At 63.6% G+C, this 23,913-nt stretch carries 18 protein-coding genes; 6 read left to right on the forward strand and 12 right to left on the reverse strand.

Annotation, left to right across the window (positions count from 1 at the left end; translation table 11 throughout):
- Positions 1–36 precede the first annotated feature (36 nt).
- Complete coding sequence (locus tag HY836_RS11005) at positions 37–6,183, reverse strand: excinuclease ABC subunit UvrA (protein WP_290676193.1); 6,147 nt, start codon at positions 6,181–6,183, stop codon at positions 37–39.
- Positions 6,184–6,508: 325 nt separating this feature from the next.
- Here HY836_RS11005 and HY836_RS11010 point away from each other — a divergent pair, with 325 nt between their 5' ends.
- Together HY836_RS11010 and HY836_RS11015 are read left to right on the forward strand one after the other, a co-directional pair.
- Positions 6,509–8,437, forward strand: a complete 1,929-nt coding sequence (locus tag HY836_RS11010; RefSeq protein ID WP_290676194.1) for a methyl-accepting chemotaxis protein — start codon at positions 6,509–6,511, stop codon at positions 8,435–8,437.
- 61 nt (positions 8,438–8,498) lie between these two features.
- The gene (locus tag HY836_RS11015; protein WP_290676195.1) at positions 8,499–8,930 is read left to right on the forward strand and encodes a hypothetical protein; all 432 of its coding nucleotides are present in this window, start codon (positions 8,499–8,501) and stop codon (positions 8,928–8,930) included.
- A gap of 105 nt (positions 8,931–9,035) precedes the next feature.
- Here HY836_RS11015 and HY836_RS11020 read toward each other — a convergent pair whose 3' ends face one another.
- The 4 genes from HY836_RS11020 to HY836_RS11035 form a co-directional block, all read right to left on the reverse strand.
- Positions 9,036–9,458 carry a universal stress protein gene (locus HY836_RS11020; protein WP_290676196.1) on the reverse strand — a complete coding sequence of 141 codons (423 nt, stop codon included), beginning with the start codon at positions 9,456–9,458 and terminating at the stop codon, positions 9,036–9,038.
- A 60-nt stretch (positions 9,459–9,518) separates the two neighbouring features.
- Positions 9,519–10,355 (reverse strand): metallophosphoesterase, encoded by an 837-nt coding sequence (locus tag HY836_RS11025; RefSeq protein WP_290676197.1) that lies wholly within the window; start codon positions 10,353–10,355, stop codon positions 9,519–9,521.
- Positions 10,356–10,406: 51 nt separating this feature from the next.
- Positions 10,407–11,126, reverse strand: a complete 720-nt coding sequence (locus HY836_RS11030; protein ID WP_290676198.1) for a UPF0149 family protein — start codon at positions 11,124–11,126, stop codon at positions 10,407–10,409.
- Positions 11,127–11,283: 157 nt separating this feature from the next.
- Positions 11,284–12,060 (reverse strand): glutathione S-transferase family protein, encoded by a 777-nt coding sequence (locus HY836_RS11035; RefSeq protein ID WP_290676199.1) that lies wholly within the window; start codon positions 12,058–12,060, stop codon positions 11,284–11,286.
- A 173-nt stretch (positions 12,061–12,233) separates the two neighbouring features.
- Between HY836_RS11035 and HY836_RS11040 the strand changes: the two genes are divergently transcribed.
- Positions 12,234–13,484, forward strand: coding sequence for a polyhydroxyalkanoate depolymerase (locus tag HY836_RS11040; RefSeq protein ID WP_290676200.1), 1,251 nt, complete (start codon positions 12,234–12,236; stop codon positions 13,482–13,484).
- Between the two features lie 4 nt (positions 13,485–13,488).
- On the opposite strand, the gene HY836_RS11045 is transcribed toward HY836_RS11040, so the two are convergent.
- From HY836_RS11045 to HY836_RS11070, 6 genes are all read right to left on the reverse strand, one after another.
- Positions 13,489–14,541 (reverse strand): hypothetical protein, encoded by a 1,053-nt coding sequence (locus HY836_RS11045; protein WP_290676201.1) that lies wholly within the window; start codon positions 14,539–14,541, stop codon positions 13,489–13,491.
- 132 nt (positions 14,542–14,673) lie between these two features.
- A complete protein-coding gene (locus tag HY836_RS11050; protein WP_290676202.1) occupies positions 14,674–16,593 on the reverse strand; it encodes a propionate--CoA ligase in 1,920 nt (639 codons plus the stop codon).
- Positions 16,594–16,720: 127 nt separating this feature from the next.
- A complete protein-coding gene (locus tag HY836_RS11055) occupies positions 16,721–16,909 on the reverse strand; it encodes a hypothetical protein (RefSeq protein WP_290676203.1) in 189 nt (62 codons plus the stop codon).
- A gap of 6 nt (positions 16,910–16,915) precedes the next feature.
- Positions 16,916–17,851, reverse strand: a complete 936-nt coding sequence (gene lpxC, locus HY836_RS11060) for a UDP-3-O-acyl-N-acetylglucosamine deacetylase (protein ID WP_290676204.1) — start codon at positions 17,849–17,851, stop codon at positions 16,916–16,918.
- Positions 17,852–18,004: 153 nt separating this feature from the next.
- Complete coding sequence (locus HY836_RS11065; RefSeq protein ID WP_290676205.1) at positions 18,005–18,781, reverse strand: PEP-CTERM sorting domain-containing protein; 777 nt, start codon at positions 18,779–18,781, stop codon at positions 18,005–18,007.
- A 133-nt stretch (positions 18,782–18,914) separates the two neighbouring features.
- Entirely contained in the window at positions 18,915–19,994 is a 1,080-nt protein-coding gene (locus tag HY836_RS11070; protein WP_290676237.1) for an SAM-dependent methyltransferase, read from the reverse strand.
- Positions 19,995–20,119: 125 nt separating this feature from the next.
- Between HY836_RS11070 and HY836_RS11075 the strand changes: the two genes are divergently transcribed.
- Genes HY836_RS11075 through HY836_RS11085 form a run of 3 tightly spaced genes read left to right on the forward strand, consistent with a single transcriptional unit; the run spans position 20,120 to position 22,339 of the window.
- Complete coding sequence (locus tag HY836_RS11075) at positions 20,120–20,926, forward strand: SDR family oxidoreductase (protein WP_290676206.1); 807 nt, start codon at positions 20,120–20,122, stop codon at positions 20,924–20,926.
- Positions 20,917–21,288 carry a dihydroneopterin aldolase gene (locus HY836_RS11080; protein ID WP_290642725.1) on the forward strand — a complete coding sequence of 124 codons (372 nt, stop codon included), beginning with the start codon at positions 20,917–20,919 and terminating at the stop codon, positions 21,286–21,288. The genes HY836_RS11075 and HY836_RS11080 overlap by 10 nt, the downstream gene beginning before the upstream one ends.
- Positions 21,289–21,301: 13 nt before the next feature.
- Positions 21,302–22,339 carry an AraC family transcriptional regulator gene (locus HY836_RS11085; protein WP_290676207.1) on the forward strand — a complete coding sequence of 346 codons (1,038 nt, stop codon included), beginning with the start codon at positions 21,302–21,304 and terminating at the stop codon, positions 22,337–22,339.
- Positions 22,340–22,343: 4 nt separating this feature from the next.
- On the opposite strand, the gene HY836_RS11090 is transcribed toward HY836_RS11085, so the two are convergent.
- Positions 22,344–23,594, reverse strand: coding sequence for a lipase family protein (locus HY836_RS11090; protein WP_290676208.1), 1,251 nt, complete (start codon positions 23,592–23,594; stop codon positions 22,344–22,346).
- Between the last annotated feature and the right edge of the window lie 319 nt (positions 23,595–23,913).

Consider the following 23,913-nt stretch of genomic DNA (forward strand, 5'->3'; position numbering starts at 1 on the left):
GGCTGAATGGATGGGCGCGGAAAGGCGCCGCATGGTTCAGTTCTGCCTGGTGGCGCGGTGCAGCACGCCTTTGAGCGCCACCCCGGTGTGCGTCTTCTTGCCGACGATGTCATCGGGCGTGCCTTCGGCTGCGACCTTGCCGCCGCCCGTGCCCCCTTCAGGGCCCATGTCGATGATCCAGTCGGCTTCGGCGATCACATCCAGATCGTGTTCGATCACGACCACGCTGTGGCCACCGTCAACCAGCCTGTGCAGCACGCGGATGAGTTTTTCCACGTCGGCCAGGTGCAGGCCCACCGTGGGTTCATCCAGCACGTACAGCGTGTGCGGCGCCTTCTGACCACGGCGGGTGATGTCGTCGCGCACCTTGCTGAGTTCGGTCACCAGCTTGATGCGTTGCGCTTCGCCGCCTGACAGCGTGGGTGAGGGCTGGCCCAGCGTCAGGTAACCCAGGCCCACGTCCTGCAGCAGCTTGAGCGGGTGCGCGATGGAGGGCATGGTGCCGAAGAACTCGACGGCCTCGTCCACTTCCATCTTGAGCACGTCGCCGATGTGTTTGCCGCGCCAGGTGGCGGCCAGCGTTTCGGGGTTGAAGCGCATGCCGTTGCAGGTGTCGCAGTGCACCTTCACATCGGGCAGGAAGGCCATCTCGATGGTGCGGATGCCCTGGCCTTCGCAAGCCGGGCAGCGGCCTTCACCCGTGTTGAAGCTGAAGCGGCCGGCGCCCCAGCCGCGTGCGCGGGCTTCGAGCGTATCGGCAAACAGCTTGCGGATGGTGTCCCAGAAGCCGATGTAGGTGGCCGGGCAGGAGCGTGGGGTCTTACCGATCGGTGTCTGGTCGACTTCGAGCACGCGGTCGACCGCCCCCCAGCCTTCGACGCCGTCGCAGCCAACCCATAGCGGTGCGGCTTTGGCGCGTTCCTTCGGGGGGATGCTGACGGCGGTCTGCACGTTGGCCAGCAGCACATCACGGGCGATGGTGGACTTGCCGGAGCCGGACACGCCGGTCACTGCCACCAGGCGCTGCAAAGGCACGTTGACGCTGACCTTGTCCAGGTTGTGCAGCCGGGCCTTCTTGATGCTGAGTTGCGGGGTATCGGGTGTGATGGCGCGGCGCTCGCCGATCGGGTGTGCCATGGGTGAGCGCAGGCAGCGGCCGGTAACGGAGTTCTCTGCCGCCATGATGTCGGCCACGGTGCCTTCGGCCACCACGGTGCCGCCACGCACACCGGCGCCAGGGCCGATGTCGATGATGTGCTCGGCGCGGCGGATGGTGTCTTCATCGTGCTCGACCACGACCAGCGTGTTGCCCTCTTTACCCAGCGTGTGCAGGGCTTCAAGCAGCAACTGGTTGTCGCGCGGGTGCAGGCCGATGGTGGGCTCGTCCAGCACATAGCAGACGCCTTGCAGGTTCGATCCCAATTGGGCCGCCAGGCGGATGCGCTGTGCTTCACCACCCGACAAGGTGGGCGCCGCACGGTCCAGGCTCAGGTAGCCCAGGCCGACCTGCTCCATGAAGCTCAGGCGGCTCTTGATCTCGCTGACGATGTCGCGGGCGATGGTGGCTTCACGGCCATCGAGCTTGAGCTTCTCGCCCCACTTGCGCGCGTCCTTGACCGACAGGGCTGAGAGTTGCGCGATGGACTGGCCGCGCAATTGAACCGCACGCGCCACCGGATTCAGCCGTGCGCCATGGCAGCTTTCGCATTCGGCATCGGTCACGTCATCGACGTCGGGTTCTGCAAAAGTCTGCTCGCGTCCCTTGTTCTCGTCGGTCTGCGAGTCGTCCATCACCTTGCGCTGTTCTCGCGTCAGGGCCAGGCCGGTGCCCACGCATTCAGGGCACCAGCCGTGCTTGCTGTTGTACGAGAACAGGCGAGGGTCCAGCTCGGGGTAGCTGGTGCCGCAGCTGGGGCAGGCGCGCTCGGTCGAGAACACCTTGACGCGGCCCATGTGCAGGGTGGACTTGCCGGTGGCCAGCGCTTCAGACAGGCCTTCCAGCCCGGTGATCAGGTGGACTACGCCCTTGCCGTGTTCCAGCGCGGAGGCCAGCAACTCGCGCAACTTGCCTTCGTTCTCGGGTTTGACCACCACGTCACCCACCGGCAGTTCGATGGTGTGCTCGCGGTAGCGGTCGATCTTGGGGCCACCTGCCGTGCCCCAGCCTGCGCTGGGCAGGAACTCGCCGTCCACGCGCAGGTGGGTGAAGCCCTTGCTGGAGGCCCACTTGGCCAGCTCGGTGTAGATGCCCTTGCGGTTCACCACCAGCGGCGCCATCAGGCCGATGTGCTGGCCGCGGTAATCGCGCACCCATTGGGCCGCGATGGCCTCGGGGGTTTGCGGCAGCACGGCCATGGGGTGGCCGTCGGCATCGCAGCAGGCGGGGTTGGTGCAGTGTTGCACGCCCAGCTTGACGAACAGCAGGCGCAGGAAGTGGTGCACTTCGGTGGTGGTGCCCACGGTGCTCTTGCGGCCACCGCGTGACAGGCGCTGTTCGATGGCCACGGTGGGCGGGATGCCATACACCGCATCCACCTCAGGCCGGCCCGCAGGCTGGACAAGCGAACGGGCATAGGCGTTGAGCGATTCCAGATAACGGCGCTGGCCTTCGTTGAAGAGGATGTCGAACGCAAGCGTGGATTTGCCCGAGCCTGAGACCCCCGTGATCACGTTGAACTTGCCGCGCGGGATGTGCACGCTCATGCCCTTGAGGTTGTTCTCATGGGCGTTGACCACCTCGATGCTGTCGTGGCCTGGGGCCTTGGCTGCGGCCTCACGACGGCGTTCGCGGCGGGCCTTGATGATGGCTTGCAAGGAGGTGCCCGCATCGTCGCGCAGCTTGTCGGCCAGGCCCAGTTCGTAGGCGGCTTCTCGCTCCATGGCGACCACGGCGGTGTTGGCCTCGGCCTCATCCGCAGCGGCTTTGCTGGCCTTGCTCGTGGCCTTGCCTTTGGTGGCCTTGGTGGCCTGAGCTGCTTGTTCTTCGCCGCCGGGCGCACTCAGGCCCAGCGCCGATTCGTATTCACGCAGGGCCACGCCGGTGGCCGTGTGCTTCAGCCGCACTTCCTCTGGCGGGCCAAAGGCCACCAACTGGCCGCCGGCATCACCGCCTTCGGGGCCCAGTTCGATCAGCCAGTCACAGGCGCGGATCACATCCAGGTTGTGCTCGATCAGGATGATGGAGTGGCCCGCATCCAGCAGCTTGGCAAAGGCCCGCATCAGCTTGGCGATGTCGTCGAAGTGCAGGCCGGTGGTGGGCTCGTCGAACATGAAGAGCGTGCCTTTGCGCGCCATGCGCTGGCCGGACTTGCTGGCTTGCTGCGCGGTCTCGACCAGGTGGCCGGCGAGCTTGAGGCGCTGCGCTTCACCACCCGACAAGGTCGGCACGGGCTGGCCCAGCTTGACGTAGTCCAGGCCCACGTCGTGCAGGGGCTGCAAGGCGCGCACCACATCGACATCCTGGCCGAACAGGCGCACGGCTTCGGCCACGGTCAGCTCCAGCACATCCGAGATGGACAGCTGTTTGCCCAGGCGTTCGATCTTGACCTCGCGCACCTCGGCACGGAAGCGTGTGCCATCGCAATCCGGGCAGCGCAGGTAGACGTCGCTGAGGAACTGCATCTCCACGTGCTCGAAGCCCGAGCCGCCGCAGGTGGCGCAACGGCCCGTGCCCGCGTTGAAGCTGAAGGTGCCGGCGGTGTACTGGCGTTCGCGCGCCAGTGGGGTCACGGCAAAGATCGTGCGCACCGCATCGAACGCCCCCACGTAGCTGGCGGGGTTCGAGCGGGCCGTCTTGCCGATCGGCGATTGGTCGACGAAGTTGACCGCGCTCAGCCAGTCGGCGCCGAGCAGTTCATCGTGCTCGCCCGGAGAGTCGGTGGCTTGGCCGAAGTGGCGCAGCAGAGCGGGATGCAGGATGTCCTGGATCAGCGTGGACTTGCCCGAGCCACTCACACCTGTCACGCCCACCAGGCGCTGCAGCGGGAATTCAATGTTCAGGTTTTGCAGGTTGTGCTGTCGGGCCCCTTGCAAAATCAGCTTGGGCGTGTTGTCTTGCACCGTGCGGCGCAGGCCCATGCCGATGGTGCGGCGCGCACCCAGGTAGGTGCCCGTCAGTGTCTCTGCCTTCTTGAGATCTTCGGGCGTGCCATCGAACACGATGCGGCCACCTTGATGGCCCGGGCCTGGCCCGAGGTCGATCACGCGGTCGGCGGCCAGCATCACGGCGGGGTCATGCTCGACCACCACCAGCGTGTTGCCGGCATCGACCAGGCGTTGCATGGCCACGTTGATGCGGTCCATGTCGCGCGGGTGCAGGCCGATGCTGGGCTCGTCCAGCACGAACAGGGTGTTGACGAGCGAGGTGCCCAGGGCCGTGGTTAGGTTGATGCGCTGCACTTCGCCACCAGAGAGCGTGCGGCTCTGGCGGTCCAGCGTCAGGTAGCCCAGGCCCACATCCACGAGGTACTTCAGGCGCGTTCGGATCTCGTCGAGCAGCAAGGCCAGCGCGTCGTTGTCGCCACGGTTGGCCAGCGTCACGAAGGAGAAGAAGCGCTGCAGCTGCGAGATGGGCATGAGCATGACGTCATGCAGGCTCAGGCCGGGCAGGGCCTCGAACACCGCGCGGGACATGCCTGTGCCATGCGGCTTGAAGCGCTTGCTCGGCGCCAGCACGGCATCGGCATCTTCGCGTGAGCCCAGGCGCCACAACAGCGATTCAGGCTGCAGACGCGCGCCATCGCAAGTGGGGCAGGTGGTGTAGCTGCGGTACTTGGACAAGAGCACGCGGATGTGCATCTTGTAGGCCTTGCTCTCCAGGTACTCGAAGAAGCGCTTGATGCCGTACCACTGCTTGTTCCAGTTGCCCTTCCAGGTGGGGTCGCCATCCAGCACCCAGGCCTTGTGCTCGGGCGTCATCTGGGCCCAGGTGGTGTCGCGTGGGATACCGGCATCACCGGCGTACTTGATCAGGTCGGCCTGGCAGTCGGCCCAGGCGGGCGTTTGCAGCGGCTTGATGGCGCCGCCGCGCAGCGTCTTCTTGCCATCGGGGATGACCAGGCCCCAGTCCACGCCAATCACGCGGCCAAAGCCCCGGCAGGCCGGGCAGGCCCCCGCTGCCGAGTTGAACGAGAACATGCCCGGTGTGGGCGCGCTGTAGCGGCGGTGGCTGTCCGGGCAATGCAGGCCAGCCGAGAAGCGCCACAACTCTGGTTCCGATCCCGTCTGCCCCGAGGTCTGGGCCATGCCCAGCCCGCCCCCCGTGGGGGACAAGGAAGCTTGGGACGGCCCGGCGCTTCCTTCACCCTCTGGCAGGGCGTAGACCGTGATGTGGCCGCTGCCACGCTTGAACGCCACCTCCAGGGCTTCCATCACGCGGGGACGGTCCAGATCGGCGCCAGTGGGATCGGCACCGATGCGGAAACGGTCGGCCACCACGTCGAGCACCAGGCGCTCATCGGCCGCGATGTCGGCGCTGGTTTCGTCCGTGTTCTTCTTGCCGGCAGCCTTGCTGGCCTTCTTGGCTGCGGCTTTTTTCTTGGCGGGCGTGGTGCCATTTGCCTCTTTAGCCTCTGCCGATGCCTGGGCGGATGTCAGCGCGGCCGTGGGCAACAAGCTCGTCTTGACCACCCGCTGCGCCTGGATGCGCGAGAAGCCGCTGACCGACAGCCATTCCTGCATCTGCTCAGGGCTCGTGTTGGCGGGCAACTCGGCGCCAAACGTGATCACGACGCGACGCCCACCTGGTGTGGCGGCGCATTGCGTGAGCAATGCCTCCAACACGGATTGCGGTGTGTCCTCGCGCACCAGCAAACCCGTATCCTGATCGAACAGTTGCGCAGCACGCGCAAAAAGCAGCTTCAGATGGTCGTTCAGCTCGGTCATCGTGCCGACCGTCGAGCGCGAGGTGCGCACAGGGTTGGTCTGGTCGATGGCGATGGCCGGAGGCACACCCTCCACGCGGTCAACCGCCGGGCGGTCCATGCGATCCAGGAACTGCCGTGCATAGGCACTGAAGGTCTCGACATAGCGGCGCTGGCCTTCGGCGTACAGGGTGTCAAACACCAGCGACGACTTGCCCGAACCACTGGGGCCGGTCACGACCGTCAGCTCACCCGTATGGATGTCCAGATCGAGGTTCTTGAGATTGTGCTGGCGGGCACCGCGTATGCGGATATCGGACATGAGACACCTTGCGCTGACAAGCTGCTGCAGGAAGATGCCCACAGCAGGAGCGCAAACATTCTAGAGAGGGATTCATGACTGTGCTGGCGCAGCCAGGAAATCTGTCGTCCGAAAGAACAGCTTGAACCACATTTGTTTCGCTACCGAACTCAAGTCGCAGCTTGCGCGGACGTAAATATGTTCCAGCAGGGTATGACCAATACTCTGGCACCAATATGGTGCTGCGCCTCGCGTCCAGGCATGCCGACATCGACGCAACCTGCCATGGGGCCAAAGCGTTGAACGGCCGGCCCATCGCATTTCTAGAGAACGTGAGGAACCCCAAGTGATATCAACATGGATAGCCAACCTGCCACTGCGGCACAAGTTCATTTTGTTGAGCGTGGTGGCCTTGCTGATGGCCGGTGCGCCGTCGGTGCTGGTACTGAGTGAATCGGTTGGTAATCTGCAAGTCTTGCGCGACGAGGTCAAAGGCCTTGCCCCCTCGGAGTCCATGCTCAAACTGATTCGACTCACGCAGGAGCACCGGGGTTTGTCTGCCGCTGTGCTCAGTGGTGATGCCAGCAAGCAATCGGTTCGACAGGAGCGGCAGGCGCAAGTCGATCAGGCTATTGAAGGCGTTCAACATGCCCTGATTGATTTGAGTGAGCCTCAGTTGGAGGCTGGCGTGGCAGCCTTGAAGCGTGATTGGCAAGCCCTGGCGCAAGAGGTGGCTTCAGGCGGACTGGACACGCCGGTCAGTGTCAAGCGCCATACCGAACTGGTGAATCGTCAGCTGCTGCTGCTGGAAGACGTTGTTGGTGAGTCTGGACTGGCGCTGGATGCCGATGCGCAGTGCTACTACCTCATCACGGCGGCTTTCAGGGACCTGCCGAGGTTGACTGAGAAGCTGGGCCTGTCTCGCGCCAAGGGCACGGCCATGCTGGTCAGGAAAGACCCTGCGTCGACAGAGGCCTACGCCCTTGCGAGCTTGCGGGATGGCATGAAGGTACACGCGCTGGACGCCGCTCGGGATATCGATAAATCGGGTATCGCCCAAGACGGCGAAGCAAGCGGGCTGTTGACCACGTTCAATGAGGCCACCGCTGCGCAGGTGCGTGGTCAGGAACTGATAGGGCAAATCGTTCAGGCGCAAGACCTTGCCGGCCTCGATTCTGCGACCTATTTCAAGGGCATGACCGACGTGATTGAGGCTCAATTTTCGGTCAGCGAGGCGATCGTCAAACGGCTCCATGTGAGGCTGGAGGCGCGCGTTGCCGGTGAAACCCGCCAAGTCTGGCTGACGGTTGCCGTGATGGTAGCCATGCTGGTCTTGGGGGCTGGGCTGGCTTTTGTCATCACGCGCCTGACCACCCGTACCGTGCACGGGGCCGTGCGGGTGGCGGAGGCCATGGCCAAAGGAGATCTGAGCCAGGCCATGCACGCGGAGCAACGTGACGAGATTGGCCAGTTGGTACGTGCCATGGGCACGGCGGTGAACCAGTTCAAACAGGTTATCGGTGGCATCAAAGATGCCAGCGAGTCGGTGGCAACAGCTTCCACGCAGATTGCGCAAGGCAATATGGATCTGAGTGCGCGCACCGAGAATCAGGCCTCCTCGCTGGAGCAGACAGCCTCGTCGATGGAGGAGATGTCCGCCACGGTGAGCAACAACGCCAGCACGGCCCAAAGCGCCAATCAACTGGCCTTGCAGGCGGCCGCCGAGGCCGAACGCAGTGGGCAGACCTTCTCGCAAGTGGTGACCAAGATGTCTGCCATCCAGCAGTCCAGCCGCCGCATTGCCGAGATCAATGCCGTGATCGATGGCATTGCCTTCCAGACCAATATCCTGGCGCTCAATGCGGCCGTTGAGGCCGCGCGGGCGGGTGAGCAGGGGCGCGGTTTTGCCGTCGTTGCCTCCGAAGTGCGCAGTCTGGCTCAGCGTTCAGCCCAGGCTGCGCGCGAGATCAAGACGCTGATCAGCGCCAGTTCCGAAAGCGTGGACGAAGGCTACGCCCTGGCATCGCAGACAGGCGAGTCCATCGAGCGACTGGTCAGCCAGGTACAGCAGGTCAGTCAGTTGATGTCGGAGATTGCATCGGGCAGCGAGCAGCAGCATCTGGGCATCCTGCAGGTGAACCAGGCCGTGACCCAACTGGATCAGACCACGCAGCAGAACGCGGCCCTGGTGGAGGAATCCAGCGCGGCGGCTTCCAGCCTGCGTGATCAGGCGCAGCAACTGCTGCATGCGGTGGGTCAATTCAGGCTGGCCTGAGCGAGGGCTGTTTCATGTCAACATAGCGCCTTGAATTCTTCATTCAGGCGCTTTTTTCGACATGACCATCAAACGCATCTTCATCGCCTTGCTGATACTGGTTCTGCCCGTCGCGTACTTCGTGGGCGCGATCAAGTGGAGTTACTCCGACGGCGAGCGTGCCGGCTGGGTGCAGAAGCTCTCCCGAAAGGGCTGGGTCTGCAAGACCTGGGAAGGCGAGCTGGCCCTGGTGTCGCAACCCGGTGCACCGCTGGAAAAGTTTCCCTTCACCATTTGGGATGACAAGGTGGCCGACGATCTGAACAAGTTCATCGGCAAGCGAGTGTCCCTGCACTATGAAGAGAAGGTGGGCCTGCCTACCAGCTGTTTTGGCGATACACGCTACTACATCACCAGGGTGACGGCGGTGGATGACATTTCCATCTCGCCTGGTGTGGTGGTGCACACGGCACCGGTCGCGTCAGCGCCAGCATCGGCTGCCAGCGCGCCTTGATGATCTGGCGGCGCAGGACGTCGCCCAGGCCAACAACCTGGATGGACCTATGCAAAAGGCCCGCTTGAAGCGGGCCTTGTCATGTCTGCAGTGCAGCTCGCTGGATCAGCGCACCAGCAGAACGGGCGTCTTGCAGCGTGCCAGCACCTGTGTGGCCACCGAGCCGGTGACCAGGTTCATCAGGTTGCTGTGGCCATGCGAGCCCATGATGATCAGGTCGAACTTGCCCTTGTCGGCCAGCTTGGAGATCACTTCCGGCGCGTGGCCGGTTTTGGCTACATAGCTGGTGGCCAGATCGTGTTTGGCTGTGAACTTGCGGATGGGCTTGAAGGTGCCCTCAGCCGTGTCGTCGTAATAGGTCTTGAGCTGGTCAGCCGGGAACATGGAGGCTGCATGAGGCGGGATCATGGGCACCACGGTGAGCACCGTGAATTCATGTGCACCGCTGAGCCATTCTTCATGGGTGGTCAGCCAGGCCAGCATGCGCTTGGTATAGGCGCTGCCATCAACGGGGAGCAAGATCTTCATGAGGGTCCTCTTCTCTTCTGCGAGACATCGTTCAGGGTGGAAGTCTAGTGCCAATTTGGCTCAGGGCAGGTCGATCACGAAGTGTGCCTGATAGGCCTGTTGCTCACCCTTGCTGAAGTAACCACGAGGGTTGGCCATTACGCGGCAAGCGTATGGTCGGCCCTCGGCCGTGCCGGAGACCACATAGTCCTTGGCGCAATGCAGGTGGCCATGCATCCAGACTTGCGCCTGGGGCAACAGGTGGTCGAGCGAGTTGCAAAAACCAGCTGTACCCGGCGTGGCGCCGTAGCGTGGATCGCCGCTGCGCAGGGTGGGGGCGAAGTGGGTCACGGCTATGGTCGTGCCATCGAAGGGGCGTGACAGGGCTTCGCTCAACCAGGTCTGGCAATCCTGGGACAGTGTTCGCATGTCTTCGGCCAGCATCGGGATGCCGCCTCTGAGCGTGGTGTTCTTGCGCAGGTAGAAATTGGCAGCGCGATAGGCCTTTTCCAGGGCCTGCAGCCGTTTGGTTTCGGTGCGCTCCGCCTTGGCGAAGGCTTCGAAATCACTCCACAGCGTGGTGCCGACAAAGCGCACCTGCCCGATGGTGATGACTTCGCGGTCCAGCCACTCGATGCCCAATCGCTCGCACGTGGCTTTCAGCCTGGCGCAGGTGGGCTCGAACTCCAGCGAGTCAAACTCGTGGTTGCCGGGGATGTACAGCACGCGCGGCCAGGGGGCATCCGGCCTGCGCGGTGAAAACCGGCCCAGTCCGAAGTCGTCGTCTTTCAGCAGGGACCCGGGCTGGTAGGAGCCGATGTCGCCCGCCAGCACGAGCACGTCCACATCCGGGGCCGCACTGGGCGTGAAATCCGGGTAGCGTTCGAGGTGCAGGTCCGAGACCAGTTGAATGCGCATGTCAGGCGTGCCGAGCCAGTTCAGGGCGGCAGGCAGCCGCCCGATGCCCGATCAATTGGCGCCGTGACAGTTCTTGTACTTCTTGCCGCTGCCGCAATGGCAGGGGTCGTTGCGGCCGATCTTGGGGCCGTCACGCACCACGGTTTCGACCTTGATGCGCTCGGCGATGCCGATCTGGGCCAGGTCCACCACGTCGAACACCAGGGCCTCGATGGCCTCGTCCATGCCCTTGAGCGGGTGCTCGTCGTCCAGGGCCTTGGTCATGGCCTGTTGGGTTTCGTCCTGCTCGGGCAGGTGGCGCCAGATGGAGTCCAGCAGATCCGGCACGCCGGGCAGGGCCGCGTCTTCCAGTTGCGGGAAGTTGGCCAGCGCCCATTCGAAGCCGGCGGCCCAGTAGCCGATGCCTTCCATGGCGTCCTTGCCTTCCAGCACCTTGCCGTCGTCATCTTCGATCAGCGGGATGATGGGGTCGAACCAGCCATCTTCCAGGATGCCGCGCAGGATTTCGTCCTTGCGGCGCGTGATCAGGCCGACCAGCTTGTCGTGTTGCGCCTGCGTCCAGCCTTCGATGCCGCCTTCGGGCATGCCCTCGGTGCCGAAAATGGGCGGCAGCCACTGCTCGGGCTCCAGCACCACGGGTTGCACCAGCACGCCGGCCAGGTAGCCGTCGAGGATCACGGCGTCAACGGTTTCAAACGGTGCGGGCACGGCGGCCAGCAGCAGGTCGATCTCGTTGATGTCGGCGTCGGTCAGCGCGGGCGTGTTTTTCATGGCAAGGACTATTTCGGTGCGTCAAAGCCTGCATTGTGCCGGGAATACCTTCTGTGCGGCCACCCTGGCGCGCATTTGAGTGCACCGCGTCGAGGCATGCGATGAGCCAGAAACGGGCGTGCCTTGCGCCGGATCGTGTCGAAGGAGCCTGGTGTGCTCAGAACTCCACGTCGAGCTCGTCGATATCGAGGGGCTCTGACTTGGCGCCCTTGAGCCATTCCTTCATCTCGGGCTGGTTCAGCATCAGTTCGCAATAGGCCTGGCTGACAGGGTCCACCTTGACGTCGTACGTCAGGAAGCGGGTGCACACGGGGGCATACATCGCATCGGCAACCGTGCGTTGCTGGCCAAAAAGGAAGGGGCCGCCGTAGGTGTCGATGCAGTCACGCCAGATGGCGGTGATGCGGTCGATGTCCGCCTGGGCGCGCGACCAGATCTTGAACTTCGGGAAGTGGTTGCGCAGGTTCATCGGCAGGGACGAGCGCAGCGCGGAGAACCCTGAATGCATCTCGCCGCTGATGGCGCGGCAGTGCGCGCGGGCCTTGGTGTCAGCTGGCAGCAGATGGGCGTCCGGGCAGACCTCGTTGAGGTATTCGGCAATCGCCAGCGTGTCCCACACGTGGATGCCCTTGTGCTCCAGGCAGGGCACCAGGATGGAGGATGACAGCAGCAGGATCTCGGCGCGCGTGGAGGGGTCGTCCGGCGGCAGCACATGCTCTTCGAAAGGCAGGCCGGCAAAACGCGTCAGCAGCCAGCCGCGCAAGGACCACGACGAGTAGTTCTTGCTGGTGATGGTCAGCGTGGTGGTCGTGTCAGGCAAGGCTTTGGGTGCCGTTGGCTTGGCGACCGAGGGTTTGCTGGTCTTGGCCACTGCTGTGCTGGCGGACTTTTTCGCCGCTGCCTTTTTGGCAGGTGCTTTGGCAAGGGTGGCCATGGAGTCTCCTTCTACTGGTGTGAAGCCGTGCCGCTTCAGCCTGCAAGCGTTGTGCCATGTGTTGGGGCAATGGGTGACAGGGCGGGTGACACGTTCGGCGTTCAACAAGGTGGCTCGCAACTTGCAGAACATTCAGCGTTGCCTCCGATGGGCGTCACTGCGAAGAGAACCGCATGCTTTACTCGACCTATCAGGCCCAGCACACGATGCTGGAGCCGTGGCGCGTCATGTCACAAGGGATCGCCGATGCCTTGCACCACATGCTGCCTGCCGGGCCGGCTCAGTCCTCCCTGGAGGAGTTGCTGGCGGGCGGCGTGTTCGCACGCAGCGTGGCGGCGGCCAATGAAGTCTTCACCCGCCTCAAGCTCACCCATGCCCGGCCTGCGTTTGACATCCCCAGTGTGATCAGCCAGGGCCGCGAGTACGCCATCACCGAAGAAAAGGTGATGAGCACGCCGTTTGGCACCCTGCTGCGCTTTCGCAAGGAGGGCGGGCCGGAACAGCCTCGCGTGCTGCTGGTGGCGCCCATGTCGGGCCACTTTGCCACCTTGCTGCGCGATACCGTGCGCACGTTGCTGCAGGATCACGACGTCTACATCACCGATTGGCACAACGCCCGCGACGTGCCCTTGCGCCACGGCCCTTTCAGCCTGGACGACTACACCGATCACCTGATCCGTTTCCTGGACCGCATGGGCCCGGGCTCGCACCTGATGGCCATTTGCCAACCTTGTGTGGCCGCATTGGCCGCCACGTCCTTGATGGCGCAGGATGCCCATCCAGCCCAGCCTCGCAGCCTCACGCTGATGGCCGGCCCCATCGACTGCCGCGTCAACCCCACGGGCGTGAACGAACTGGCCACCAGCAAGCCCATGAGCTGGTTTGAAGAGAACATGATCCACAAGGTGCCCTGGACGCAGCGCGGTGCGGGCCGCAAGGTCTACCCGGGCTTTGTGCAGCTGTCGGCTTTCATGGCCATGAATCAGGAGCGCCACAAGAAGGCCTTCGAGGACATGTATGCCCACATCGCCGCAGGTGAGCACGAGAAGGCGGCGCACACCAAAGCCTTCTATGAAGAGTATTTCGCCGTGGCCGATCTGCCCGCCGAGTTCTATCTGGAGACGGTGGGCAAGGTCTTCCAGACCTACGACCTGCCACGTGGTGAGTTGAGTTTCCGCGACACGATGGTGGATCCGAAAGCCATCCGTCGTACCGCGCTGTTCACGGTGGAAGGCGAGCGCGATGACATCTGCTCAGTCGGCCAGACCGTGGCGGCGCAGGATCTGTGCACGTCCGTTCGGCCCTACTGGCGCACCCACCACGTGCAGACGGGGGTGGGCCATTACGGTGTGTTCAGCGGCCGCCGCTGGCAGAACGAGATCTACCCGCGCGTGCGGGATGTGATCCACCAGACGGCGGCTTGAACGGTCAGGAGCCTGATGCTGGTGCTGGCGGTGTGATTGGCGCAGGGGCAGGGGCGACGGCCACGCCAGGCGATGGGTTCGTCGGGGTAGCTGCGGCCGAGAATCGAGGTTCAGGCATGTTGGCTTTGAGGCTGACAAGCAGTTGGCGACCGGAGTTGTTCAATCCCATCAGGGGCGCCTTGTTCAAGGTCAACAAACGGGTCGCACTGTCGTAGCTCACCGTGCTCGGGCAGATGTCCAGTGGCGAGTTGAGGCTCGACTCTACTCTTTGTTTGTCCACTGTGTTCCAGCCCGCGCTGATGCAAGCATAGGTTTCCCTGACTGAATCCAGGTTGGTGGTCGCCGACACACTCAATGCGAATCGCCCGTCTTGAGCGCGCGGCACGTACAGCCTCACCTCTGGTTGATGGGTTCTTAGCGCCGAATAGCCCAGTTCGAGGCCATCGGAGAGGGTGGAGCCGACGGACCGGCCAATCACACCGTATGACCCCGATGAGACGGCAGTGCTACCTGGCTCCACAGTGACGGGCGACATGAACGCCTCATCCGGTGGCAGCCAGGAAAAATCGGCGCTGATCGTCACAGTCTTGCCGGATTGATCTGCCGACGTCAGCATCAGCCCGGTGAAGGCGACGTGTCTTGTCGCGGTGTTGATCAAGATATTCTTCGGACACAGCGGTACCGGTGCCTTGATGGTCGCCTCGAACTCTTGTACTTCGACAGTTGTCCAGGCACTGCTTCGGCACACGAATGCTGCGGTGATGACTGACTCGTCGGCACCAAAGATGATGGCGAATTTTTCTGGATGGCTGGGCGAATAGACCAGCGACATGTCGAGTGCGGAAGACTCCGCAGCAACCGCTTCAATGGTGTCGACATCAAAAACGAACAGTCGGGATACGCCTTTGTAGCTCGTGTCCAGTGCATAACGGCCGGCTGGTACTGAACTGTTCCCACCATCTACGGAAACGTAGTTGTCAACCTGTGAAGGCGTGGCGGACGGATCGGATCCCGCCCCCCCGCCTCCACAAGCAGTCAGGACGGCAACGGGCAGCACGCACAACGCGGTGTGCAGGTAGTGGGCAGCAGACATGGAAACACTCTCCCTGAGTGTGGATTGGAAAACCCAGGGACTTTAAGTGAACCGGCCTGTCTGCGCGCGGGCAAGCTGGCCCCATGAATGAGGGGCTCAGCGTTTGACGGCTTCCTGCAGTTGCTGCAAGGCCGTCGGGTCCTCGATGGTGGTGAGGTCGCCCGTTTCGCGGCCCTCGCACACGGCCTGGATGGCGCGGCGCAGCAGCTTGCCTGAGCGGGTCTTGGGCAGCACGTTGACGAAGTGCACGCGGGCCGGGCGCGCCACGGCACCCAGCTGCTGGTCCACGGTGTGCATGATCTCGGCTTCGAGCGTCTTGCGCCCGGCATCATCGGCCACGCGGCTGGCGTCCCGGGCGACCACGAAGGCGCGCGCCACCTGACCTTTGAGTTCATCTGCCACGCCCACCACAGCCACTTCGGCCACGCCTGAATGGCTGCTCACGGCTTCTTCGATCTCCCGTGTGCCCAGGCGGTGCCCGGCCACATTGATCACGTCATCGGTACGCCCCAGGATGAAGTAATAGCCGTCCTCATCGCGGATGCCCCAGTCGAAGGTGTTGTAGACCTGCTGGTGGCGGAAGGTACTCCAGTAAGTCTTCACGAAGCGTTCGTCGTCACCCCACACCGTCTGCATGCAACCGGGTGGCAAGGGGCCTTCGATGGTCAGCACACCCTTCTGATTGGGTTGGGTCAGCTCTTCACCCGTGACGTCATCGAGCAGCTTGACCTTGTAGCCGGGCATGGGGATGCCGGGCGAGCCGAGCCTTGTCTTCGCGTCAGGATCGATGCCACGCGCCAGGCTCAGAATGGGCCAGCCGGTCTCGGTCTGCCAGTAGTTGTCGATGATGGGCTTGCCAATGGCCTCGCCGATCCACTTGGCGGTGGGTTCGTCCAGCGGTTCGCCGGCCAGGAACAGGTGCTTGAGGCTCGACAGGTCATGGCGCTTGAGGCAGTCCGGATCCTGCTTCTTGAGCACGCGGATGGCCGTGGGCGCCGAGAACATCACGCTGACCTGGTACTTCTCGACGATCGACCACCAGATGGCCGCGTCAGGGCGGATCGGCAGGCCTTCGTAGATGATGGTGGTCATGCCCGCCAGCAGGGGGCCATAGACGATGTAGCTGTGGCCCACCACCCAGCCGATGTCGCTGGTACAGAAGAAGGTCTCACCTGGCTTGCCGCAGTAGATCTGCGCCATGGAGGTGGCCAGGGCCACGGCATAACCGCCGGTGTCTCGCTGCACGCCCTTGGGCTTGCCGGTGGTGCCACTGGTGTAGAGCGTGTAGCTGGGATGGGCTGAATCCACCCATTCGCAGGGGACCTTGGCGTCCAGCACCTCCTTGCGGGCTGCGTGGTAGTCCACATCTCGTGGGGCGACCATGTTGGCATCAGCCAGACCACGGTTGACCAGCAGCACATGCTTGACGGGTTGCTGGCACAGGCTGAGGGCTTCATCCAGCAGGGGCTTGTAGGCGATGACCTTGCCGCCGCGCGAGCCTGCATCGGCCGTGACGATCACGGTGGGTTTGGCGTCGTCAATGCGCGTGGCCAGCGAGTGCGCAGCAAAGCCGCCGAACACCACGGAGTGGATGGCGCCCAGGCGCACCGTGGCCAGCATGGCGATCACGGCTTGGGGGATCATGGGCATGTAGATCAGGACGCGATCGCCCTTGCCCACACCCATGCCGCTGAGGATGGCGGCCATGCGTTGCACTTCAACGAACAACTGGCCGTAGCTGATGGTCTGCTCTTTGCCCGTCTCGGTGGAGACGTAGATCAGCGCAGGCTGATCGGGGCGGTGGGGGACGTGACGGTCTACGGCGTTGTGGCAGAGGTTGGTTTGACCGCCACCGAACCATGTCACAAAAGGAGGTTTGCTGTCATCGCAAACCTGCTCGAAAGGCTTGTGCCACTCAATGCGCTCGGCCTGTTCAGCCCAGAACGCATCGCGGTCGGTGACCGACCGCTTGTATACCGCTGCGTAGCTCATGTCGATTCCCTGAGCGTGCCGCATCGCACGCCGTCTGTTGTGTCGACATACTAGATTGTCCAAATTACCCCTTAAACGAGGGGTATCCCCATGAAAATGGGGCGCCGACTTCAAATCGTCCTGAAATGCGGGGGCTTGCGCTGAAAAAACCTTAAATGAACACAGCAGCCCGACGCAGGATGAAGAACCCGACGAAGCACAGGCCCAGCACCACGCCCCATTTCAGCGCCTGCATGGCACGTTGGCGCCAGATGGCCTGGCCGGTCAGCACATGCAGCACCATGCAGATGCCAAAGCCGCCAATCAACAGCAGGGCGAGCAAACGGAAGATGGTACCCATGTGTGCTTACCAGGCCGGCGCCAGTTCAGACATGCCGCGCGGCGCCTTGGCTTCGTCCTCGAAGGTGACGATTTCCCAGGCGTCCTGCTGTGCCAGCAGGGCGTGCAGCAGCTTGTTGTTCAGCGCATGGCCAGACTTGTAGGCTGTGTAGGCCGCCAGCAGCGGGTGGCCCACCACATACAAATCGCCAATGGCGTCCAGGATCTTGTGTTTGACGAACTCGTCGTCATAGCGCAGGCCATCGCTGTTGAGCACGCGGTAGTCGTCGACCACGATGGCGTTGTCCATGCTGGCGCCCAGGCCCAGGCCGCGGGCACGCATCATCTCCACATCCTTGGTGAAGCCGAAGGTGCGGGCACGGGCGATGTCGCGCTTGTACTGGCCTGTGGCGAAGTCAAACTCCACGCGCTGGCCGGTCTGGTCCACGGCGGGGTGGTCGAAGTCGATCTCGAAGGCGAGCTTGTAGCTGTTGTAGGGCTCCAGGCGCGCCCACTTGAGCGTGCGGCCTTCACCTTCACGCACTTCCACAGGCTTGATGACCCGCAGGAACTTCTTGGGGGCCTTTTGCAGTTCGATGCCTGCGCTTTGCAGCAGGTAGACGAAGGCGGCAGAGGATCCGTCCAGAATGGGGACTTCCTCGGCCGTGATGTCCACGTAGAGATTGTCCAGGCCCAGGCCGGCGCAAGCGGACATCAGGTGCTCGATGGTGTTGACCTTGGCTGCGCCCGGATCACCGCCAGGCGAGATGGTCGTGGCCATGCGGCAGTCGCACACTGACTTGGTGTTCACGGGAATGTCCACCGGCTGCGCCAGGTCCACGCGACGGAACACGATGCCGGTATTGGGCGGCGCAGGGCGCAGCGTCAGTTCGACGCGCTGGCCGCTGTGCAGGCCCACGCCTACGGCTCGGGTCAGTGATTTGAGGGTGCGTTGTTGCAGCATGGGCGACATTATCGGGGCAGTGCAGCATCTCTGTTGCCCAAGGGGCTTGACCCTGGCCGGAGATGGCGTGTCTCGAAAGAAAAAGCCCGCACAGGGCGGGCTCGTCGGCAAGTGGCGGCTCTTGTCGCCGATGGCGCTGGTGCCGTCAGCGAGTCAGGCGCGGCGACGGCGCAGCACCATGCCAATCGTGCCCAGGCCGGCCAGCAGCAGCGCGTAGCTTTCGGGTTCTGGTACCGAGGGTGCGACCACGTCGTGGGTGTAGGCGCTGATATTGGACTGGAAGCTGCCGTAAGCCCAGGTGTTGCTCGTGTTCTTGAACGAGATCGAGTGGTGCTCAAGGGTGGCGTTACCCATCTCGAAGCCATCGGCCGATTGGGCGGGCGCAGAGGCGTAGTACTGGAAGGTACGTTGCTGGTTGCCGACCTTGACCGTGCTGTTGACGGCCATCTCATTTTCATGAGCGTAGGCGAAAGGGCCCTTGCTGTTGCCGGCGTTGACACCATAGGCATAGGCATCCCACTCGAACTTGACCGTGGTGTTGGCTGCCACGATGAAATTGCCAGTCCAATTGCGATCGGCTTGGGCGAAACCGCCAGCAGCTGATGTAGAGACTTGCAAGCTGCTCAGGCTGGGCGAGAACGTGCCGGTTGCGCTTGCACCACCGGCGGTTGTCACGGAAGCCGTGGTGTCTGCCGGGATCGTGCCAGTGTCAGTGGACCAGGCGCCGAAAGAAGGCGTGCCAACGCCAGACCAACCGGTCTGATCCTGGGCGATGGCGCCGATCATGCCAGTCGAGCTCGTCCAGTAGAAAGGGCCGCCGGTGGTGGTGACCTTGAAGTTGATGGTCTTGACCTCCAGCGTGGAGGTGGCATGGGCGCCGATGGACAGGCAGATGCCAGCGATGGCCGTGGCAAGGGGCTTGAATTTCATGGGGTCCCGCAGGGTTAAGGGAAATGGCGCTGCCCGCCGAACGGCGCGCCTCTCCGTGGATTTCGTCACATTTGAACCGAGACGCTGGCGGCTTCAAATCCCGAATTTGGGGGGGACCGTTGCGAAAAGCAGCTCAGAGGGTATGGGTCCTGTCGCCATGCGAAAACCCAAGGGCATCAAACCAGGGGCCCTTCACGAAGCCGATCACCTTGAACAGTTCGCCCATCTCGTGTTCGGCCACCAGCATCTGCATGGCCGCGCGTGATTTCAGCTCGCTGGCCGTGCTGGCCTGCCCGGTGCCGGCCAGGGCCTCGGCCAGGCCACAGTTGGTCAGAAAGCGCCCTTGCGAGGTGTAGCCCAGTACCTCCCAGCCTGCTTCCTGGCCCGCGAGCGCAATGCCGGTGAAGTTCACGTGGGTGGTGATGTCCTTGTCGCCCACCATCTGCAGCGGGTCCGGGTCCGCGGTGTGGGCGTGGTGGCACATCAGCGTGCCGCCCGTGCGCTGGGGCAGGTAGTACTCGGACTCGGGGAAGCCGTAATCCAGGAAGAAGGCAGCGCCCTTGCTCATGCGCTGGGCCAGCGTGGCCACAAAGGCCTCGGCTTGGCCATGCGTTTCGGTGACCGTGCCGGGCAGATACAGATCATCTTCATGTTCGGTCGGGGGGCGCACGCCTTCCGGTGCGGGGCGGTCAACCCAGATGAAGCGGCTGGCGGTTTCCGGGTCGGGTGACAAGGCCACGCCGCGTTCCATCCAGGCTTTGCCGCTCCAGGCCAGCAGGTGCACGGGGATGGCGTCCAGCACCTCGTTGCCTACGATGACACCGTTGATCTCGTCAGGCAGACTGTCGGCCCAGATCACCTTGTGCGCCATCTGCGGGTGGGCCTTGACGATGTTGTGATGCTGGCGGTCGCGCAGGCTGCCAGACAGGTCAACGATGGTGTAGCGCTTGATGCGGTCACCCAGTTCGCCCAGCAGTTGCACGGCCAGCGCACCGGTGCCCGCGCCGAACTCCCAGATCTCGTCCGTGCCGGTGGCTTCCAGGGCCTGAATGAGCTGGCGGGCCAGGATTTCGCCAAACAAGGGCGTCAGCTCGGGCGCCGTGACAAAGTCGGAGCCATCTTGCGGGCGGTGGCCCAACACGCGGCGGCCACCGCTGTAATAGCCCAGGCCGGGTGCGTACAAGGCCAGTTCCATGAAGCGCTCGAAGCGCATCCAGCCCCCGCGTTCGCGGATTTCATGGGCGATCAGATCGGCCAGCGGGTGACTGGAGACGGGGGCGGCCACTACACTGTGGTCCGGATTCGTTGGGCTGCGCATGCCCCGATTGTAGAAAGCCCATGCCTGACTCTTCTGCCTCTTTGCCTGAAAGCCCCGTTCGCCGGGTGGCGCTGGTGACCGGCGCAGCCAAACGCCTGGGCCGCGAGATCGCCTTGACCCTGGCTCGCCAGGGCTGGGATGTGGCCGTGCATTGCCGCCAGTCGCGTGACGAGGCCGATGCCACCGCCGATGACATCCGCGCCCTGGGCCGCCAGGCCTGTGTGCTGAGCGCCGACTTGTCTGACGAAGCGGCGGTGCGCGAACTGGTGCCGCAGGCAGCGGCCATCCTGGGGCAGCTGGATGCCGTGGTCAACAGCGCCTCCACATTCGAATACGACAACACAGCATCCTTCAGCTACGCCATGCTGGAGCGGCACATGCGCGCCAACACGGCACCGGCCATCGTGTTGGCGCAGATGCTGGACGCTCATGTGGAAGCGCGCGGCGCTCACGGTGCGGTGGTCAACATGCTGGATCAGAAGCTGTGGAATCCCAACCCGGATTTCCTGAGCTACACCTTGTCCAAGGCTGCGCTGGAGTCAGCCACCACCTTGCTGGCGCTGGCCCTGGCGCCGCGCGTGCGTGTGGTGGGGGTGGCGCCCGGCCTCACGCTCACCAGCGAATGGCTCAAGGGTGAGCAGTTCGAGCAGGTTCACAAGCTGTCCCCCCTGGGGCGGTCATCCACGCCGCAAGACGTGGCCGCCACCGTGGCCTTTGCCCTGGCCAATCAGTCCATGACGGGCACCACGCTGCTGGTCGATGGTGGCCAGCACCTTCAGCGCTTCGAGCGCGACTTTTCAATGATGCGAGACGCCCCATGTCCCTGACCAAAGGCAACCAGATCCTCAAGCTCACCGGCCTGCGTTTTGACGCCAACCTGGGTGTGCTGGAACAGGAAATCGGCACCCCGCAGCCCATCCAGGTCGATGCCGAGCTGAACATGGGCAGCCAGCCCTTGCTGCCGCATGATGACGAGATCCTCAATGTGCTGGACTACCGCAAGGTGCGCGCCATCATCATCGAAGACTGCACCGCCGTGCACGTCAACCTGCTGGAGACGCTGATCGGCAAGCTGTGCAAGCGCCTGATGGAGCTGCCGGGCGTGCTGGGTGTGCGCGTGAAGATCGCCAAGCTGGAGATCTTCGAGGACTGCGAAGTCGCCATCCGCATGGAAACCGGGCAGTGGTGAGCTGAGCCATCGCATGGGTGCCGTGGTTTCCACACGCGAGGGCAGTGCCAGCCTCAGCTACGCACTGGCGGTGCTGGAGTACCTCGAGGCACGCGGGTGCGACCCGGTGCCCGTGTTCGGCACCGAGTGGGTGGAGGGGCTGAGGCGGGCCGAGGGGCCTGTGCGCCTGTCCATGAGCGAATGGTTCCACCTGCTGCGCAAGGCCAGCGTGGCGCTGGGCGATCCGGCCTTTGCCGTGCGCCTGGCCTCGACGATCAAGGCCAGGCACCTCGGGCTGCTGGGCTTCCTGTTGATGTCGTGCGATTCGGTGGGCGCTGCGGCGCTGATTCTCCAGCGCTACGAGCAGTTGCTCGACAGCGTCAATGCCGCAGATTTCCACATCGACGGCGACTTCTGCAGCCTGACCTGGCGCCCGCTGATCGACTCACCGCCGGTCGACGCCATCATGCTGTCGATGTCCCTTTGGGCGAACCATGCGCGCTGGTTGACCGAGCGGGATGACCTCGTGGCCGATGTGCGGTTCAACTTCGCACGTCCGTCCGACGAGGTGGTCAATTGCCTTCAGCAGACCTTTGGCGGGCAGGTGCTGTTCGGGCAGGCCCTCAACCAGATGGTGATCCCGGTGGCTTACCTGAGCCTGCCTGTGGTTCAGCGCAACCGTGAGGTGCATGCCTCGTTGCGTCAGCAGGCTGATTCCGAGCTCACGCGCCTGTTGGGTGAGGAGTTGGGTTTTCTGGCGCATCTGGAATGGGTGCTGGCGCAAGGCCTGGAGCAAGGGCGCTCCACGCTGCAGCAAACGGCCGAGACGGTCAACATGGCGCCGCGCACCCTGCAGGACCGTCTGGCCCAACATGGCTTGAGCTTTCGCGAGTTGCTTGATCGTGTGCGGCATCGCCTGGCCGAGCATCACTTGAGCAACCCCAGCCTGTCATTGACGGTTGTGGCCGCCAGGCTGGGGTTCTCTGATCAAAGCGCCTTCCAGCATGCGTACAAGCGCTGGACGGGACAGTCGCCGGGTGAGTTCCGGCGCCGCATGAGCGCTCGGGGTTGAGCGCTTACTTGCAGGTGCTGGTTGCCGGAACGTCGTTCAGGCGGTCCATCAGGAAGTTCAGGGCTTTGCCCCAACCCGTGACAGCCAGCAGGAGATGGTCGTTGATGCTGCGGCGGTAGGTCACCTTCACGCCCTTGCTGCAATACGACTTCACCAGTGCATCTACATCGGCGATGGGCATCAGTTCGTCCAGTGTGCCCTGGTAGATATACAGCGGCGCGCCTGGCACGCGTTGGCCCAGTCTGTTTTTGGCGATCACTTCCTTGACGCGTGGCACAGCCAGCAAATCAGGCACCACCGTCAGGTTTTTCATTTTCTGGAAGGCAAAAGCGGTCAGCGGGTCCGGCGCGCCTGTCAGGAACTGCCCCAGGCACATGTCCTGCGCCTTGACCAGCATCTCGGCGCCTTTGGCGTTCACCAGGGCCGCGGGGTTCACTTCAGGATACGAGTTGGCCAGTGCCGCTACGGCGCCGAAGTACACGCCGGCGAACAAGGTGCCATCCACTTTGCGGGCCACATTGCCCAGGTCCACCGGCACGCCACCAGCGGCCACACCCTTGATGTTGAGCTCAGGCGCATAGCTCCGGTAGAGCTCGTTGGCCCAAGTTGACGCCAGCGAACCACCTGAATAGCCGGTGATGACGACCGGGGTGTTGACGCCGTCCAGGCCGGCTTGCTGGAAGTTCTCGGCGGCGCGGATGCCGTCCAGCACGCCCTGGCCGGAGATCAGGCCATCGGTCCAGTAAGACTTCAGCCCTTCGTAGTCAGGTGCCATCACCACCAGGCCGTTTTTCAGCGCGCCTTGAATGAGCGCCTGTTCCAGTGCCGTGCCCTTGACGAAGGAATAGGACGGTGCGCAGCGCAGCGTCAGTGCGTCATAGGCCACGTTGTAGGCCATCAGCTTGCGGCCAGTGATGGGCGCGTTCTCGGGCACCAGCACCGTGCCCATCATGGCAATCGCCTCGCCGCTGCGGTTGGTGGAGCGGTACATCACCTGCCAGGCCTGGCCTTTGACCGGGAAGAGGTAGTAGGCTTTGGCCGTGATCTCGCGGATGCGCAGCAAGGTGCCGGGCGCCACCGTGGACAGTTCGCTGGCTGGTGGCGGGCTGTAGAAGGCATCTGCCTGGGGCAGGGGCGCCGGGGTGGCAGGCGGCGGGTAGATCGCGGGGGACGATTGCGCCGATGCCCATGGGGACGTCAGCATCACCAGCGGCGTGAGCAAGGCGCTCAGGATCTGTCGAGTTTGTCTCTGCATTTTTCTTTCCGGAGGTAAGGAGGGGCTGCCATGGCGGCAGGTCGTGAGGACCTCAGCGGGTCACGGGCTCATCCTCCGGGGCGCGGTGCCGGGCGTATTGGGCGAACGTGCGGATCTGATGTGCGAGCGCGCAGGCTGAGGGTTAGCCCCGGCCTGGCATCGGCACCTGATATCCGGAAAGACCCGCAGCCCGTTGCCTGAAAGCCGTTTAGCTGGGCGCAGGTGCTGCGAGGTGGCGGATTACCTCGACTGAGGGGGTATTCACCTGGAAAAGCTGTCGCAAATCGGGCAGATCGGCGAAAATGGAAGGTTATGACGC

The organism is Aquabacterium sp. (assembly GCF_016234775.1).
In the GTDB taxonomy this organism is placed as follows: Bacteria; Pseudomonadota; Gammaproteobacteria; order Burkholderiales; family Burkholderiaceae_C; genus Aquabacterium.